Below are 15,006 nucleotides of genomic sequence, written 5' to 3'. Positions count from 1 at the left end.
GGGGTGTCGGGGCCCGGCGGCCGGGTCAGAGGGTGCGGCGTACGCCCGCCTGGCGTTCCAGGTTGCGGAGCTGGACGGCGAGGTCACCTTCCACGGCGCCTTCGCCGATGCCTCCAGCTTCGCCCGGGTCGTCCCCGCACTCACCGCCGCGGGCCTGAACGTCGTCGCTCCGGCGGTGCCCAACCGCAGCCTCGTCGACGACGCCGCGTACATCGCGTCCGTGGTCCGTGCCGTCGAAGGCCCCGTGATCCTGGTGGGGCACTCCTACGGCGGCGCCGTCATCACCCTCGCCGGTACGGAGGACAACGTCCGCGCCCTGGTCTACCTCGCGGGATACGCGTTGCAGGAGGGCGAGAGCCTGGGCGAGCTGCAGGGCCGCTTCCCCGACTCCGGTCTCGCCGACGCGCTCGTGCAGACCCCGTTCCCCGTGCCCGGCTCCACCGACAGCGGCACCGACGTCTCGGTGGCGGTCGACCGGTTCCCCGCCCTGTTCGCGGCGGACGTCGACCCCGACCTCGCCGCGGTGCTCGCCGTCTCCCAGCGCCCCCTCGCCGCACGGGCGTTCTCGGAGGCGGCACCGGTCGCCGCGTGGCGGACCAAGCCCTCGTGGGGCCTGGTCGCCTCCGCGGACCGCACGATCAACCCCGATGTGGAGCGGTACGGGTACGAGCGGGCCGGCATGACCACCGTCGAGGTCGACTCCTCCCACCTGGTCATGCTCGCCCGGCCCGAGGCCGTGGTGGAGCTGATCCTGGACGCGGCCAAGGCCACGGGGCACTGACCCGGCGCTTGAACATCGAACGATTGGTCTATGTCGTTCGAACCCGGTAGCTTTCCGAAACGCCCGCCGAGCACCTGCGGCGGGCGATCGGAGGAAGCACACCCATGAGGTCCGGCGCGAGGCTCGCGCTCGCCGTCATCACCCTCGCCGTCGTCACCACCGCCTGCGGCAACCCGCAGGACCGCGGTCCGCACGCGCACCCCACCGTGGACTGTGCACCGTACGCCCGCTACGGCACGCACCCCGGGACCCGGGTCACCGTGTACGCGGAGAACCGGGACCGGGAGGCCGACCTGTTCGAAGAGACGTGGGCGGACTTCGCCGACTGCACGGGAATCGACGTCCAGTACGAGGGCGACGGGGAGTTCGAGGCCCGGATCCAGCTCCGGGTCGACGGCGGGAACGCCCCCGACGTGGCGTTCTTCCCCCAGCCCGGCCTCATGGAACGCTTCGCGCGGGCGGGGAAGCTGAAGCCCGTGAGCGCCGGCGTCGCGGCTCTCGCGCAGCAGGGCTGGTCGGCGGACTGGAACGGCTACGCCACCGTGGACGGCACCCTCTACGGCACGCCGCTCGTCGCGAACGTGAAGTCGTTCGTCTGGTACTCCCCGACGTTCTTCCGCGACCGGGGGCTGAGCGTTCCCCGCACGTGGACCGAGCTGATGGCCGTCACCGAGAAGGTCGCGGCGTCGGGCGTCAAGCCCTGGTGCGCGGGCATCGAGTCCGCCGAGGCGACCGGCTGGCCCGTGACGGACTGGATCGAGGACGTCCTGCTGCGCCGGCAGGGCACGGACGTCTACGACCGGTGGGTCGCCCACGAGATCCCCTTCGACGACCCGAAGGTGATCGAGGCCATGGACACCGTGGGGTCCATCCTCAAGAACGACCGGTACGCCAACGGCGGTTTCGGTCCGGCCCGCTCGATCGCGTCGATCTCCTTCCAGGAGGCCGGCACACCGGTCCTCTCCGGCGACTGTGCGATGCACCGGCAGGCCTCGTTCTACGCCGACCTGTGGCCCAAGGGCACCGAGATCGGCCCGGACAAGGACGTCCACGTCTTCCTGCTGCCGGGTGCCGACCCGTCGAGCCGCCCCGTCCTGGGCGGTGGCGTGTTCACCTCGGCGTTCGCCGACCGCCCCGAGGTGCGGGCGTTCCAGGAGTACCTGGCCTCCGCCGCCTTCGCGAACGCGCGGATGAAGAAGGGCCCGTTCGTCTCGGCGCACAAGGGTGTGGACCCGGCGCATGCCGCGACCCCGGTCGACCGGCTGTCGATCCAGCTGCTCCAGGACCCCGGGACGCAGTTCAGGTTCGACGGGTCGGACCTGATGCCGGCGTCGGTCGGCGCCGGGACGTTCTGGAAGGGAGCCGTCGACTGGATCGGCGGCGCGAGCACCCGGCAGGTCGCCGAGTCCGTCGAACGGTCCTGGCCGAGAAAGTGATCGCGTTCGACGCCGTCGCCCAGCAACCCAAGCTGCTGTACCTGCTCCAGGGCGTCGCCGCCTTCGCGGCGGTCGTCGGCCTGGTCCTCCTCGTCCTGCACCGGGGGCCGGTACGCAGGAGGGCCGCGGCCCTGGTCCTGCTGGCGCCCGCGCTGCTGCTGCTCACGATCGGTCTGCTCCTGCCCGGCCTGCGCACCCTCGCGCTGTCGTTCACCGACCGCGGGGGAGACACGTGGGCCGGCCTCGACAACTACGTGTGGATGTTCACCGACCACCGGGCGCTGGTGGCGCTGCGCAACACCCTGGCCTGGGTGGTCCTCGTGCCGCTGGCCTCCACCGCGGTCGGTCTGCTCTACGCGGCGGCCGTCGCCCGGTCGCGGTGCAGGACGTTCGCGCTGTCCCTGGTCCTGATGCCGATGGCGATCTCCTTCGTCGGCGCCGGTGTCGTCTGGAAGTTCGTCTACGCCTACCGTCCCGCGGAAGCCCGGCAGATCGGACTGCTCAACCAGCTCGTCGTCGCGTGCGGCGGCGCACCGCGGCAATGGCTCGTCGACTCTCCCTGGAACGTCCTGTTCCTCGTCGTGGTGATGGTGTGGACCCAGGCCGGCTTCGCGGCCGTGCTGGCGACCGCCGCGATCAGGGCCGTACCCGCGGAGCTGACCGAGGCCGCCCGGCTCGACGGTGCGTCCCCCGGGCAGATCTTCCGGCGGATCACCGTGCCGTCGATCAGGCCCACGCTGCGCGTGGTCCTCCTCGCCCAGGCGATCGGCACCTTCAAGGCCTTCGACATCGTCAGGACCATGACCGGCGGGCAGTTCGACACGGGCGTCCTCGCCCACGAGACGTACGACCAGGCCTTCCGCCACGGCGAGACCGGCCGCGGCGCGGCGCTCGCCGTGCTCCTCTTCCTCCTCGTCACCCCCTTCGTCGCCCACCAGGTCCGGGTGGTCCGGGTACAGCGGAGGAGCGGGTGAACGGCGTCCGGGAGCGGCTGGCCTCCCGCGCCTCCACGTCGGTCGCCGTGGTGATCGCGATCCTCTGGACGACCCCGACCCTCGGTCTGCTGCTCTCCTCGTTCCGCCCCGAGGACGAGATCAAGGCGACGGGCTGGTGGACCGTGTTCGGTACGCCGCACCTCACGCTCGACAACTACGCGGAGGTGCTGTCCGGCGGGGGGAACGGGTCGGGGCGGCTCGCGGAGTACTTCGTCAACTCCGTCGTCATCACGCTTCCCTCGGTGCTGTTCCCGCTCGTCCTGGCCTTCTTCGCGGCGTACGCCCTGGCCTGGATCGACTTCAGGGGGCGCGACGCGCTCGTCGTCGGCATCTTCGCGCTCCAGGTCGTGCCGCTCCAGATGGCGCTCGTCCCCCTCCTGAGGCTCTTCTCCCAGGGCTGGCTGTTCCTGCCCGCGTGGCACCTCACCGGTCCCGCGCGGTTCGGCCAGGTCTGGTTCGCCCACACGGCCTTCGCGCTGCCGTTCGCGGTGTTCCTCCTGCACAACTTCCTCGCGGCGCTGCCCCGGGAGCTGATCGAGGCCGCCCGTGTCGACGGCGCGTCGCACGGGACGCTGCTGCTGCGGATCGTGCTGCCGCTGGCCCGCCCGGCCCTGGTCAGCTTCGCCCTCATTCAGTTCCTCTGGGTGTGGAACGACCTCCTCGTGGCACTGACCCTCTCGGGCGGAACGGCCGCGACCGCGCCGATGACGGTCCGACTGGCGAACCTGGCCGGGACCTACGGCAACGAGTGGCAGCGGCTCACCGCGGGAGCCTTCGTGGCCTCGCTCGTCCCGCTGCTCGTCCTCCTCTGCCTGCGCAGGCACTTCGCCCGGGGACTGCTCGCCGGATCGGTCAAGGGATGAGCGCCGGCCGCCCCGACCGACCCGGCCGCCCCGACCGACCCGGCCGCCCCGACCGACCCGGCCGCCCCGACCGACCCGACGGGCGGGGCGGGGCGACGGGGCTGAGCCGGCCCGGCCTCCGTGGCCGCGAGGCCGAACTGGAGCAGCTGCGTGCCCTGGTCGAAGCGGTGCGCGACGGCGAGGGAGGCGCCGTCGCCCTGCTCCTCGGCGAGCCCGGGATCGGGAAGACCGCCCTGCTGCGGGAGACCGTCACGCTGGCACGGGCCCGGGGATTCGTCGTCAGCCAGGGACGCGCCGAGGAACTGCACGAGCTGGCGCCGCTCGCCTCCCTGGCCTCGGGCCTCCTGCACGGTGACCCGCCGCTGCTCTCCGGCACGGACGTCGCGGACCTCGCCGGCCACCACGACCAGCGCATCTGGCTCGTCGAACGCCTTGCCCAGCTGATCGAGGAACGCTCGGCGGGCGCGCCCGTACTGATCGCGGTCGACGACGTCCAATGGGCCGACCCGCTGAGCCGCTTCGCCCTGAGCGTCATGCCGGCCCGGCTGCTCAGTTCCCCCGTCCTCTGGCTGCTCACCAGCAGGGAGGACCCGCAGCTGTACGGGCAGGGGCCGCTGACGACGACCCTCCCCCTGCGGCCGCTGTCCGGGACGGCCCTGGCCGAGCTGGCGCGCGACGTCCTCGGCGGGGACCTGCCGGCGCAGGTGGAGCAGCTCCTCGACGGGGCGGGCGGCAACCCCTTCCTCGCGGCCGAGATGCTCTCGGGCATCGCGGCGACGGGCGCGGACGGCGCGGAACCGCCCGAGCGGCTGGTCCTCGGCGTACGCGGCCGCCTGGCCGACCTCCGGCCCGACACCCTGCACTTCCTGCGGATCGGCTCGGTCCTCGGCCGCGCGTTCTCCCTCGCCGACGCCGCCGCCCTGTGCGGCCGGCCCGCCTCCGCACTGAGCGCCGAAGTGGACGAGGCGATCGCCGCCGCGCTCCTCCACGACGACGGCGCACGCCTCCTGTTCCGCCACGACCTGCTGCGCCAGGCCGTGTACGCCGACCTCGCCCCCTCCGTGCGCCGGGCCCTGCACCGGGAGGCCGCCGGCCGGCTCGTCGCGGCGGGCCGGAGCTCCGGCGACGCCGTCCCGCACCTGCTGAAGAGCGCCGAACCCGGCGACACCGAGGCGATCGCCCTGCTCGGCACGGCCGCCGAGGACGTCATCGCCGTGATGCCCGACCTCGCCGCCGACCTGGCCGTCCGCGCGCTGGAGCTCGTACCGCCCCGGGCGCCCCTGGCGTACGACGTGGGGGAGCGGGCCGTCGTCGCGCTGACCCGCGCGGGCCGGTACGCGCAGGCCCGGGACACCGGCGACGTGCTGCTCGCCCGGCAGCCGCCCCTGGACGTCTTCGCCCGTCTGCAGTGCGTCCTGGGCGACGCGCTCTGGCACCTCGACGACGTGCACGAGCTGACCCGCCGCACCACGACGGCGCTGGCAGCCGTCACCGACCCGGCGATCCGCGCCCGGCTGACCGCCCGGCAGGCGCTCGCCCGCTCCCGCGGCAGCGACCTCGGGGCCGCTCGGGAGACCGGCGAACGGGCGCTCGCCGAGGCGGAGCGGGCCGGTGACCGGGAGGCGCGCGTCCTCGCCCTGTGGGGTCTGGGCGAGATCGCCCTCAACGCGGGCGACTGCGCCGCCGCCGTCGCCCACCACACGGCGCTGAGCGTGTTCGACTCGGCCTTCCTCCCCGAGGAGGCCGTCGCCCTGATCCACCTGGACGACTTCGACGCCGTACGGCGACTGCTCCGGACGGCGGGCGAGGCCCCCCTGCGCCCCGCCATGCTCATCTGGGCCCAGGGGACGTTGAACCTGGGGCTCGGGCGGCTCGACGACGCGGACGCCGACTTCGTCACCGCCGAACGCCTCGAAGCGGACCTCCAGGTGCCCGGCAACCTGGTCAACATCCGTGTCAACCGCGGCCTGCTCGCGATGCTGCGCGGCGACCGCGAGGCCGCGCGGGCCCACCTGGACGTCGTGCGGACGACCGTCGCCGACCGGCCGAACACGGGCAACCACGCCACGCACCGCTACTTCGAGGCCGTCCTCGCCGACGCCGACGGCGACCACGCCGCAGCGGCCGAACTGGTCCGCTCCGTCCAGCGCGACCACCCCTTCCTGCGGTGGCGGCTCCTGCGCCCCCATGTCGTCCAGGCCGTGGGGATCGCCCTGCGCGGCGGGGACCGCGAACTGGCCGAGGACCTCGCCGCCCAGGCCGCCGCCCACGCCACCCGCAACCCCGCCGTGCCGACCGCCCGGGGCACGGCCGCCCACGCCTGCGCCCTGGTGAACGCCGACCGAGGACTCCTGGAGCGGGCGGTGGACATCCTCCGGGACGGCCCCCGGCCGCTGCCCCTGGCCGCCGCCTCCGCCGACCTGGGGCGCGCGCTGCTGACCGCGGGCGACACCGCCGCGACCCCCGCCCTGACCCGGGCGCACGACCTCTACGCCCGGGCGGGGGCCGACGCCGAGGCCGAACGGGTCCGGGCCGATCTGGAACGGGCCGCACGCCGCCCCGGCCGGCGACGCACCGGACGTCCGCGGCCGCGCACCGACCAGGGCTGGGAGGCGCTCACCGCCTCGGAGCGGAAGGTGGCCCGGCTGATCGCCGCGGGCCACACCAACCGGTCGGCCGCGCAGGCCCTCGTCGTCTCCCCGCACACGGTCAACACCCACCTGGCGTCGATCTTCCGCAAGCTCGCAGTGCGTTCGAGGGTCCACCTGGCCCGCATCGTCCTCGCGGAGGACGACGACGGAGCGGCCGGCGACGCCTGAGCGGGAGCTCTGCGCCCCCGTGCAAGGGGCGGTGCGCGGGACGGCAACAGCGGGCGCGCGGCCGGTCCTAGCGTGACGGGCACACCGCGCCGTTCCGACGCGCGGACCAGCCACCCCGAATCGAGGGAGATCCCCATGCCGTACATCACCGTGGGCCAGGAGAACACCAGCCCCGTCGAGCTGTACTACGAGGACCAGGGAGCCGGGCAGCCCGTGGTCCTCATCCACGGCTTCCCGCTCGACGGCCACTCCTGGGAGCGCCAGAGCGCCGCGCTGCTGGACGCCGGCCACCGGTTGATCACGTACGACCGCCGCGGCTTCGGACGCTCCTCCCAGCCGACCACCGGCTACGACTACGACACCTTCGCCGCCGACCTGAACACGGTGATGGAGACCCTCGACCTGAAGGACGCCGTCCTCGTCGGCTTCTCCATGGGCACCGGCGAGGTCGCCCGCTACGTGGCCACGTACGGCTCCGGCCGCGTCGCCAAGGTCGCCTTCCTGGCCTCCCTGGAGCCCTGCCTGCTCAAGAGCGACGACAACCCGGACGGGGTGGCCCCGAAGGAGTTCTTCGACGGGGTCGTCGCCGCCGTCAAGGCCGACCGGTACGCCTACTACACGGCCTTCTTCGACGACTTCTACAACCTCGACGAGAACCTGGGCACCCGCATCAGCGAGGAGGCCGTCCGCAACAGCTGGGACACCGCGGCCCGCGGCGGCTCCCTCGCCGCCTCCGCCGCCCCGGCCACCTGGTACACCGACTTCCGCGCCGACATCCCCGCCGTCGACGTGCCGGCCCTGATCCTGCACGGCACCGCCGACCGCATCCTGCCGGCCGAGGGAACCGCGCGCCCCTTCCACAAGGCGCTGCCGTCGGCCGACTACGTCGAGATCGAAGGCGCCCCGCACGGCCTGCTGTGGACCCACGCCGAGGAGGTCAACACCGCCCTCCTCGCCTTCCTGGCGAAGTGACACCGCACCGTTGACCGCCGGGTGACGCCGGAACCCCGGCGTCACCCGGCTCAGGAGAGCAGACACCCATGCAGTTCGGCATCTTCACCGTCGGGGACGTGACCCCCGACCCCACCACCGGTCGCACCCCGACCGAACACGAGCGCATCAGGGCGATGGTCGCCCTCGCGCTCAAGGCGGAGGAGGTCGGCCTCGACGTCTTCGCGACCGGCGAGCACCACAACCCGCCGTTCGTCCCGTCGTCACCGACCACCCTGCTCGGCCACATCGCCGCCCGCACCGAGAAACTGATCCTGTCCACGTCCACGACGCTGATCACCACCAACGACCCGGTGAAGATCGCCGAGGACTATGCGATGCTCCAGCACCTGGCCGACGGCCGGGTCGACCTCATGCTCGGCCGCGGCAACACCGGTCCGGTGTACCCGTGGTTCGGCCAGGACGTCCGTCAGGGCATCAACCTCGCCAAGGAGAACTACGCGCTGCTGCGCCGGCTGTGGCGCGAGGACGTGGTGGACTGGGAGGGCACGTTCCGTACGCCGCTCCAGGCCTTCACCTCCACACCGCGGCCCCTGGACGGCGTCCCGCCCTTCGTCTGGCACGGATCCATCCGGTCCCCCGAGATCGCGGAGCAGGCCGCCTTCTACGGCGACGGTTTCTTCCACAACAACATCTTCTGGCCCGCCGACCACACCCGACGCATGGTGCAGCTCTACCGACGCCGGTTCGCGCACCACGGTCACGGCCGGCCGGAGGACGCCGTCGTCGGCCTGGGCGGCCAGGTCTTCATGCGGAAGAACTCCCAGGACGCCGTACGGGAGTTCCGGCCCTACTTCGACAACGCGCCCGTGTACGGCCACGGCCCGTCGTTGGAGGACTTCACCGAGCAGACCCCGCTGACGGTGGGCTCGCCCCAGCAGGTCATCGAGCGGACCCTGTCGTTCCGGGAGACCGTCGGCCACTACCAGCGCCAGCTGTTCCTCATGGACCACGCGGGCCTGCCGCTGAAGACCGTCCTCGAACAGCTCGACATCCTCGGCGAAGAGGTCGTGCCCGTCCTGCGCGCGGAGTTCGCGAAGGGACGTCCGGCCGACGTGCCGCAGGCCCCGACGCATGCGTCGCTCCGCGCCGTCCGGGAGGTGCCGGCCGCGTGAAGCTGACCGTCGTCTCCGCCGGGCTGAGCACCCCCTCCTCCACCCGCCTGCTCGCGGACCGGCTGACCGAAGCGGCCCGCGACGCACTCGCCGCCCAGGGCCACCAGGCGTCGACGGAGGTCGTGGAGCTGCGCGAACGGGCCGGCGACATCGCCTCCCACCTCGTGACCGGGTTCCCGCCCCCGCGCCTGGGCGCCGCGATCGACGCGGTGACGGCGGCCGACGGCCTGATCGTCGTGACCCCCGTGTTCGCGGCCTCCTACAGCGGGCTCTTCAAGTCCTTCTTCGACGTCATCGACCCGGACGCCCTCACCGGGAAGCCGGTGCTGACCGCGGCGACGGGCGGTACGGCCCGCCACTCCCTGGTCCTGGAGCACGCCGTCCGCCCGCTCTTCGCCCACCTCCGCGCCGTCGTCGTCCCCACCGCCGTGTTCGCGGCCTCCGAGGACTGGGGCTCGGGCGGGGACCAGTACACCGACGGCCTGCCCGGCCGCGTCCGCCGCGCGGGCGCCGAGCTCGCCACGCTCATGGCGGCGCGCCCGGTCGGGGCGGAGCCCGAGGACGACGTCACCCTCCTCGAACGCCGGCTGGCCGACCTGCGCTTCGACTGAGACGGGCCCCGGACCGGGCCGCGCCGGGGTGGTGCCCATGGTTCATACTGTTCCGCCGTATGAGCGTGAACCCAGTGACGACGAGGACCGTGCCCGAGGGGCTCGACGGCGTACCGACACCCCTGCGGGGCAGGGACGCCGAACTGGCGTTCATCGAGGAGCGGCTCGACGCGCTCGGCCGGGGCGACGGCGGCATCGTCCGCGTGGAGGGTCCCGCCGGCATCGGCAGGTCCAGGATCCTCGCCGAGGCCGCGGCGGCCGCGCGACGGCGCGGGACCCGGGTGTTCGAGGGAGCGGCGGACCCCGACGGACAGTTCGTACCGCTCGGGCCGCTGCTGGACGGCGTCCTCTCCGGCGAGGAACCGCTGTCGGGCGCCCAACGCCTGCGGGACCTCGCCACGACCCCCGGCCAGCGGTTCTGGCTGCTCCAGGAGCTGGGGGAGCGCCTGCGGGAGGCGGCGCGGAACGGACCCCTGCTCGTCGTCCTCGACGACCTCCAGTGGTGCGACGACCTGACCCTCCTCACCTTCCACACCCTGGCGGCGGGACTCTCGTCGTACCCGATCCTGTGGCTGGTCGCCGTGCGCGGCGGCAGCGTGCCGTCGGGAGTGCGCACCACCCTGGACCGGATCCGTCAGGCGGGCGCACGCGAGCTGGTCATGGAAGCCCTGGACGACCGTGCGGTCGCCCGGATCACCGAGGACGTCCTCGGCGCCCCTCCCGACCCGGACGTCCTGCGCCTCGCCCAGCGGGCCGAGGGGGTGCCCCAGCTGCTGGTCGAACTGCTCGGCCCGCTGCGCGAGGAGGCGGTGACGATCGAGAGCGGAACGGCCCGGATGCCGGCCGGACCCCCCGCCCCGCGGCAGCTCCCCTCCGTGGCACGCCGCCTCGACCAGCTGTCCGACGAGGCGCGCGAGCTGGTGCAGACGGCGGCCGCCGTGGGCGGCACGGTCACCGTCGCGCTGCTCGCCGAACTGCTCGGCAGGTCCTCTGCGGCGCTCATCACGGCCGTACGGGAAGCACTCGACGCCGATCTGCTCGCCGAGAGCGGCGACCACCTCGCCTTCCGCCACGACCTGATCCGCGAGGCGGTGGAAGCCGGCCTCCCTGTGCCCCTGCGGCAGGCCCTGCGCCGACAGGCCGCCGGGCTGCCCCCGGGCACACCGGCGGATGCCGCGCAGGCCCACAGGCCGGCGCCGGGGGACGCCGCGCGGGCCGACCGGCTGCGCACCGAAGCGGCGGAACTCGCGGCCACCGCGCCCGGACCCGCCGCGGAGCGCAGCCTCAAGGCCCTGGAACTCGCCGGAGCGGCCGCTCCGGAGCGCCCGCGGATCATCGCCGAGACGATCCCGCTGCTCTGGCAGACGGGCCGGGCCGCCCAGGCCCGGGAGCTGGGCGCCACCGCCCTGGCGGCCGGCGGCCTCGGACCCGAGGACGAGGCCCTCGTACGCCTCGCCCTGGCACGCCTCGCCGTCCCCTTCGACTTCTCCGAGGCGGTCCGGCAGGCCCGCGCCGGCGCGGCCCTGCCCGGGATCTCCCTGACCGCGCGCGGACGACTGCTCGCCGTGCTCGCGGTCGGCCTGTCGATGTCGGGCGAGCACACGGCCGCCGAACAGGTCGCCGCGCAGGCGTGGGAGACCGCGGCGGCCGCGGGGGACCGCAGCGCCGAGGCCACCCTGACCACGGTCCGCTCGGCCGTCAGCTTCCACCGCATGGACCTGACCGAGGCGTTCCGGCAGGCCGAGCGGTCCGCCGCGCTGGCCGACGCCCTGGGCGTCAGCACCTCGCTGTGGGTTCCGGAGGCCCTGTGGCACGCCCTCCTGGCGCACACCACCGGACGCACCGCCGAGGCGCTCGCCGTCGTCGAGGAGGGCATCCGCACCACCGCGACGCAGGGCCGCACGGCCGCCACCCGCATGTGGCTCATGACCCGCTCCCGCATCCTGCTGGAAGCCGGACGGCTGGCGGACGCCCGGGCCGACTGCGAAGCCGCGACCGCGGAAGACGATCCCGGCCCGGGCAACCTCGCCGACGTCACCCTCCGGTACGTGATGCTGCGCGTCGCGCTGCACACCGACGACCGGCCGACCGCCCGGACGTACGCGGCGCAGGCCAGGCGCATGCGGAGCGACGACGCGCCCGTCGTCCGGCACTTCGGCTCCTGGATGCTGGCCCTGACGGCCGACGCCGAAGGCCGGCCCGACCGCGCCATGGCCGAACTCGACGAGGTGATGACGTCGCCCGCCGAGGACCGGCCCGCGTACGCCGGCCTGATCGACCCCGCCGACGCCCCCGTGCTCGTCCGTCTGGCGCTGCGGGCGGGCGCGCTCGAACGGGCCGCGCAGGCGGTCGCCCAGGCCGAGCGGCGCGCCGCGCTCAACCCCGGCCTCACCTTCCTCGCCGCCACCGCCGCCCACGCCCGGGGGCTCCTCGACAACGACCTCGCCCCCCTCGTACGCGCCGTCCGGCTCTACGAGGACTGCCCCCGGGTGCTGGCCCGGGCGTCGGCACTGGAGGACGCCGGACGCAAGCTGGCGGTCACCCGACGGGCCGAAGCGGTGCCGTACTTCGAGAAGGCCCTCGCCCTCTACGAGCGCGCGGGCGCCGCACGGGACGTCGCACGGGTGCGCCGCCGCCTGCGGGCGGCCGGTGTCCGCAAGCGGCCCTCGCCGGCCGGACCCGACCGCGTCTGGCCCGAGCTGACGGCCGCCGAGACCCGCGTCGTCCGTCTCGTGGCCCGCGGGCTGACCAACCATCAGGCGGCCGAGCAGCTCTCCCTCTCCCCGCACACGGTCGGTTCCCACCTGCGCCGGGCCTTCACCAAGCTGGACGTCACCTCGCGCGCGGAGCTCACCCGGCTGGTGAAGCTCCGTGACAGCGGAGAGTAGTCGCTTCGTATCCCCCGTGGGTGTCCTCGCAATGGACGATTCATGCGATGTGCCGACGTGGTCGCCTCCTCAGACTGGTCACGAACCGCGGAAGGAAGAAGTCCGCGGGGACGGTCGATCGAGAGGAACGACGCATGACCGTAAGGCTCCAGCGAGCCCGCCCCGGCAGCCCCGAGCTCCAGGCACTCGTCGACGAGCTCGCGGAGCGGCTCGGCCGGTCCGTCGCCGTCGACGACCCGCTGGTCCGCATGGTCTGCACCAGCCGCCACTTCGGCGACGAGGACCCGGTGCGCATCGGCACCCTGCTGCAGGGCCGCGCCGACAACGCGGCCATCCGCTACGTGCTCGCCCAGGGCGTGACCCAGTGGTCCAGGCCCGGGTTCATCGACGGCCGTGACGATCTCGGACTGCTGCCCCGGTACGTCGTGCCGCTGCGCGAGCGGGGGCACCTCCTCGGGCTGCTCGTGGTGGTCGTCCCCGACAAGACGCTGGGGGAGCAGGAGACGACGGCCATCGCCCGGGCCGCGGACGCCATCGCGGCCCAGATGTACGGAGAACAGCTCGCCGCCGACACCCGCAAGACCGACGAGCGGGACCTGGCCCTCGCCCTCGTCGGCGCCGACGTCGCCGCACGGACCACCGCGCGCCGGCGAGGCAAGGAGACGGGGCTGCTCGGCGCGGCGGAGCACGTCCTGGTCACCGTGGTGCAGCTCCGGTGCGGGACGGAGCTCGTGCGCCAGTCCGAGGCCGCCCTGTGGGCCGCCCTGGAGGGGTACCGGCAGCGGCGCTCCGCCCAGGGACTCATCGCGATCGGCAAGGAACGGGCGCTCCTGCTGCAGCTGCGCGACCGGCCGCCGCACCAGGACGAGGTCGCCGCCCAGTCCGCCCACATCCTCGACGAACTCCGCACCTTCCTGGACCCGTCGGCGGACCCCGTGATCGGCGTCGGCGGCCGGCACGCCGGCCTGGACGACGCGTGGACCTCGTACGAGCAGGCGCTCGTGGCGGCCCGCGCGGCCCGCCGGCTGCCCTCCCTGCACAGCATCGGCGACTGGGAACTCCTCGGGGAGCTCGCCGTGCTGCTCCAGCTCCCCGAGCACGCCCTGAACGCGTCGCTGGTCCCGGAGCCGCTCCGTACCCTGGCCGAGGCCCACGGCGGCGAGCGCCTGCGGGAGACCCTGCGCTGCTTCCTCGAACACGCGGGCTCGATCCCCAGGACCGCGCAGACCCTGGGCATCCACCGCACCTCGCTGTACTACCGCCTGCGCCAGATCCAGGCGATCACCGGACTCGACCTCGACGACGGCGCCCACCGGCTGACGCTGCACCTCGGCCTCAGGGTCGGGGACCTGCTCGCCCCGGGCCCCGGCAGGGACCTCCGACCCGGACCCGGTTCGACAAAGTGAGGAGGATCCACGGTCCGATTCCTACAGCGCGCGGTGGTGGGGGCCTCGGGCCCCGTTCGATGATGTGCGGGACGGGCGGGGCCGACGTACCGCCTCCGACCAGGGGAGGGTCATGAAACAACTGATCACGACGGACGGCGCACGGCTCGCGTACCAGGACACCGGAGGCGAGGGCGTCCCGCTGGTGATGCTGCACGGCTGGGGGCAGACGCAGGCGATGTTCCGCCACCAGGTCGAGGGACTCGCACCCGCCCGTCGGGTCGTCACCGTCGACCTGCGCGGCCACGGGTGGTCGGACAAGCCGCGCCACGGCTACCGCATCGCCCGGCTCTCCCGCGACGTGCTCGAACTCGTCGACCACCTCGGCCTGGAACGGTTCGACGCACTGGGCTGGTCCATGGGCGTCTCGGTGTGGTGGAGCTTCATCGACCAGTACGGGACCGGCCGGATCCGGCGCTTCGTCGCCGTCGACCAGCCCGCGGCGGTCGCCGCCGTGCCCTGGACGACCGAGCGGGAACAGCGCGACGCCGGCGCCCTCTTCGACGTGTCGGGGCTGCTGTACCTGGGCGCCGCCCTCGCGGGTCCCGACGGCGACACCGTCCGCGCCGACTTCGTGCGCGGCATGTTCTCCGGCGAACCCGACCCCGAGGTGCTGGCCTTCGTCACCCGGGAGATCCGGTCGACACCCGCCCACGCGGGCGTGCCGCTGCTGTTCGACCACTGTGCGCAGGACTGGCGGGACGTGCTGCCCCGGATCGACGTGCCGACCCTGGTGATCGGCTGCGAGGGAAGCCACGTCCACCCCGATGCACAGCGTTTCGTCGCCGAGCGGATTCCCGGCGCCCGCCTGCACGTCTTCACCTCCGACGTGGCGAACTCGCACTTCCCCTTCCTGGAGAACCCGCCGGCCTTCAACGCCGTGGTGGAGAAGTTCCTGGCCGAGGAGCCGGTGAACCGGGCCTGAGCCCGCCCTCCCCCTGCACGAACCTACGGCTAGGAACCCTCATGCCCCTCACACTGATCTCCCGTGCGCCCGAACGGGTGCCCCGGCAGGCACCCGTTCGGGCGCACGGGAGATCAG

The 15,006-nt window shown here is 73.8% G+C and carries 11 protein-coding genes; all 11 read left to right on the top strand.

Features of this window, described 5'->3' with window-relative positions; translation table 11 throughout:
- The first annotated feature begins 70 nt into the window (after window positions 1-70).
- The 11 genes from EF918_RS22460 (at window position 71) to EF918_RS22410 (ending at window position 14,889) form a co-directional block, all read left to right on the top strand.
- Window positions 71-781 (top strand): alpha/beta fold hydrolase, encoded by a 711-nt coding sequence (locus tag EF918_RS22460; protein WP_125649655.1) that lies wholly within the window; start codon window positions 71-73, stop codon window positions 779-781.
- A gap of 104 nt (window positions 782-885) precedes the next feature.
- The gene (locus EF918_RS22455; protein WP_125649645.1) at window positions 886-2,217 is read left to right on the top strand and encodes an ABC transporter substrate-binding protein; all 1,332 of its coding nucleotides are present in this window, start codon (window positions 886-888) and stop codon (window positions 2,215-2,217) included.
- Window positions 2,214-3,191, top strand: a complete 978-nt coding sequence (locus EF918_RS22450) for a carbohydrate ABC transporter permease (RefSeq protein WP_260610504.1) — start codon at window positions 2,214-2,216, stop codon at window positions 3,189-3,191. Before EF918_RS22455 ends, EF918_RS22450 begins: the two co-directional genes overlap by 4 nt.
- On the top strand, window positions 3,188-4,075 hold the full coding sequence (locus tag EF918_RS22445; RefSeq protein ID WP_125649642.1) for a carbohydrate ABC transporter permease: 888 nt from the start codon (window positions 3,188-3,190) through the stop codon (window positions 4,073-4,075). The genes EF918_RS22450 and EF918_RS22445 overlap by 4 nt, the downstream gene beginning before the upstream one ends.
- Window positions 4,072-6,894 carry an AAA family ATPase gene (locus tag EF918_RS22440; protein WP_260610503.1) on the top strand — a complete coding sequence of 941 codons (2,823 nt, stop codon included), beginning with the start codon at window positions 4,072-4,074 and terminating at the stop codon, window positions 6,892-6,894. The genes EF918_RS22445 and EF918_RS22440 overlap by 4 nt, the downstream gene beginning before the upstream one ends.
- A 135-nt stretch (window positions 6,895-7,029) precedes the next feature.
- Complete coding sequence (locus tag EF918_RS22435) at window positions 7,030-7,866, top strand: alpha/beta fold hydrolase (RefSeq protein WP_125649639.1); 837 nt, start codon at window positions 7,030-7,032, stop codon at window positions 7,864-7,866.
- A gap of 68 nt (window positions 7,867-7,934) precedes the next feature.
- Window positions 7,935-9,020, top strand: coding sequence for an LLM class flavin-dependent oxidoreductase (locus EF918_RS22430; protein ID WP_125649636.1), 1,086 nt, complete (start codon window positions 7,935-7,937; stop codon window positions 9,018-9,020).
- Window positions 9,017-9,631: an FMN reductase gene (locus EF918_RS22425; protein WP_125649633.1), complete on the top strand. Its 615-nt coding sequence runs from the start codon at window positions 9,017-9,019 to the stop codon at window positions 9,629-9,631. The genes EF918_RS22430 and EF918_RS22425 overlap by 4 nt, the downstream gene beginning before the upstream one ends.
- Before the next feature lie 59 nt (window positions 9,632-9,690).
- Entirely contained in the window at window positions 9,691-12,519 is a 2,829-nt protein-coding gene (locus EF918_RS22420) for an AAA family ATPase (protein ID WP_125649630.1), read from the top strand.
- A gap of 134 nt (window positions 12,520-12,653) precedes the next feature.
- Window positions 12,654-13,925 (top strand): CdaR family transcriptional regulator, encoded by a 1,272-nt coding sequence (locus EF918_RS22415; protein ID WP_125649627.1) that lies wholly within the window; start codon window positions 12,654-12,656, stop codon window positions 13,923-13,925.
- A gap of 112 nt (window positions 13,926-14,037) precedes the next feature.
- Entirely contained in the window at window positions 14,038-14,889 is an 852-nt protein-coding gene (locus tag EF918_RS22410) for an alpha/beta fold hydrolase (RefSeq protein ID WP_125649621.1), read from the top strand.
- Window positions 14,890-15,006 lie beyond the last annotated feature (117 nt).

The sequence above is a fragment of the Streptomyces sp. WAC06614 genome, assembly GCF_003949795.1.
In the GTDB taxonomy this organism is placed as follows: Bacteria; Actinomycetota; Actinomycetes; order Streptomycetales; family Streptomycetaceae; genus Streptomyces.
Note: the sequence above shows the minus strand (reverse complement) of the source record. Positions and strands in the feature narration are given on the sequence as shown.

Coding starts and splice junctions, on each gene's coding strand:
- EF918_RS22455 (WP_125649645.1), top strand. CDS start 886: ATGAGGTCCGGCGCGAGGCTCGCGCTCGCCGTCATCACCCTCGCCGTC.
- EF918_RS22440 (WP_260610503.1), top strand. CDS start 4,072: ATGAGCGCCGGCCGCCCCGACCGACCCGGCCGCCCCGACCGACCCGGC.
- EF918_RS22435 (WP_125649639.1), top strand. CDS start 7,030: ATGCCGTACATCACCGTGGGCCAGGAGAACACCAGCCCCGTCGAGCTG.
- EF918_RS22430 (WP_125649636.1), top strand. CDS start 7,935: ATGCAGTTCGGCATCTTCACCGTCGGGGACGTGACCCCCGACCCCACC.
- EF918_RS22420 (WP_125649630.1), top strand. CDS start 9,691: ATGAGCGTGAACCCAGTGACGACGAGGACCGTGCCCGAGGGGCTCGAC.
- EF918_RS22415 (WP_125649627.1), top strand. CDS start 12,654: ATGACCGTAAGGCTCCAGCGAGCCCGCCCCGGCAGCCCCGAGCTCCAG.
- EF918_RS22410 (WP_125649621.1), top strand. CDS start 14,038: ATGAAACAACTGATCACGACGGACGGCGCACGGCTCGCGTACCAGGAC.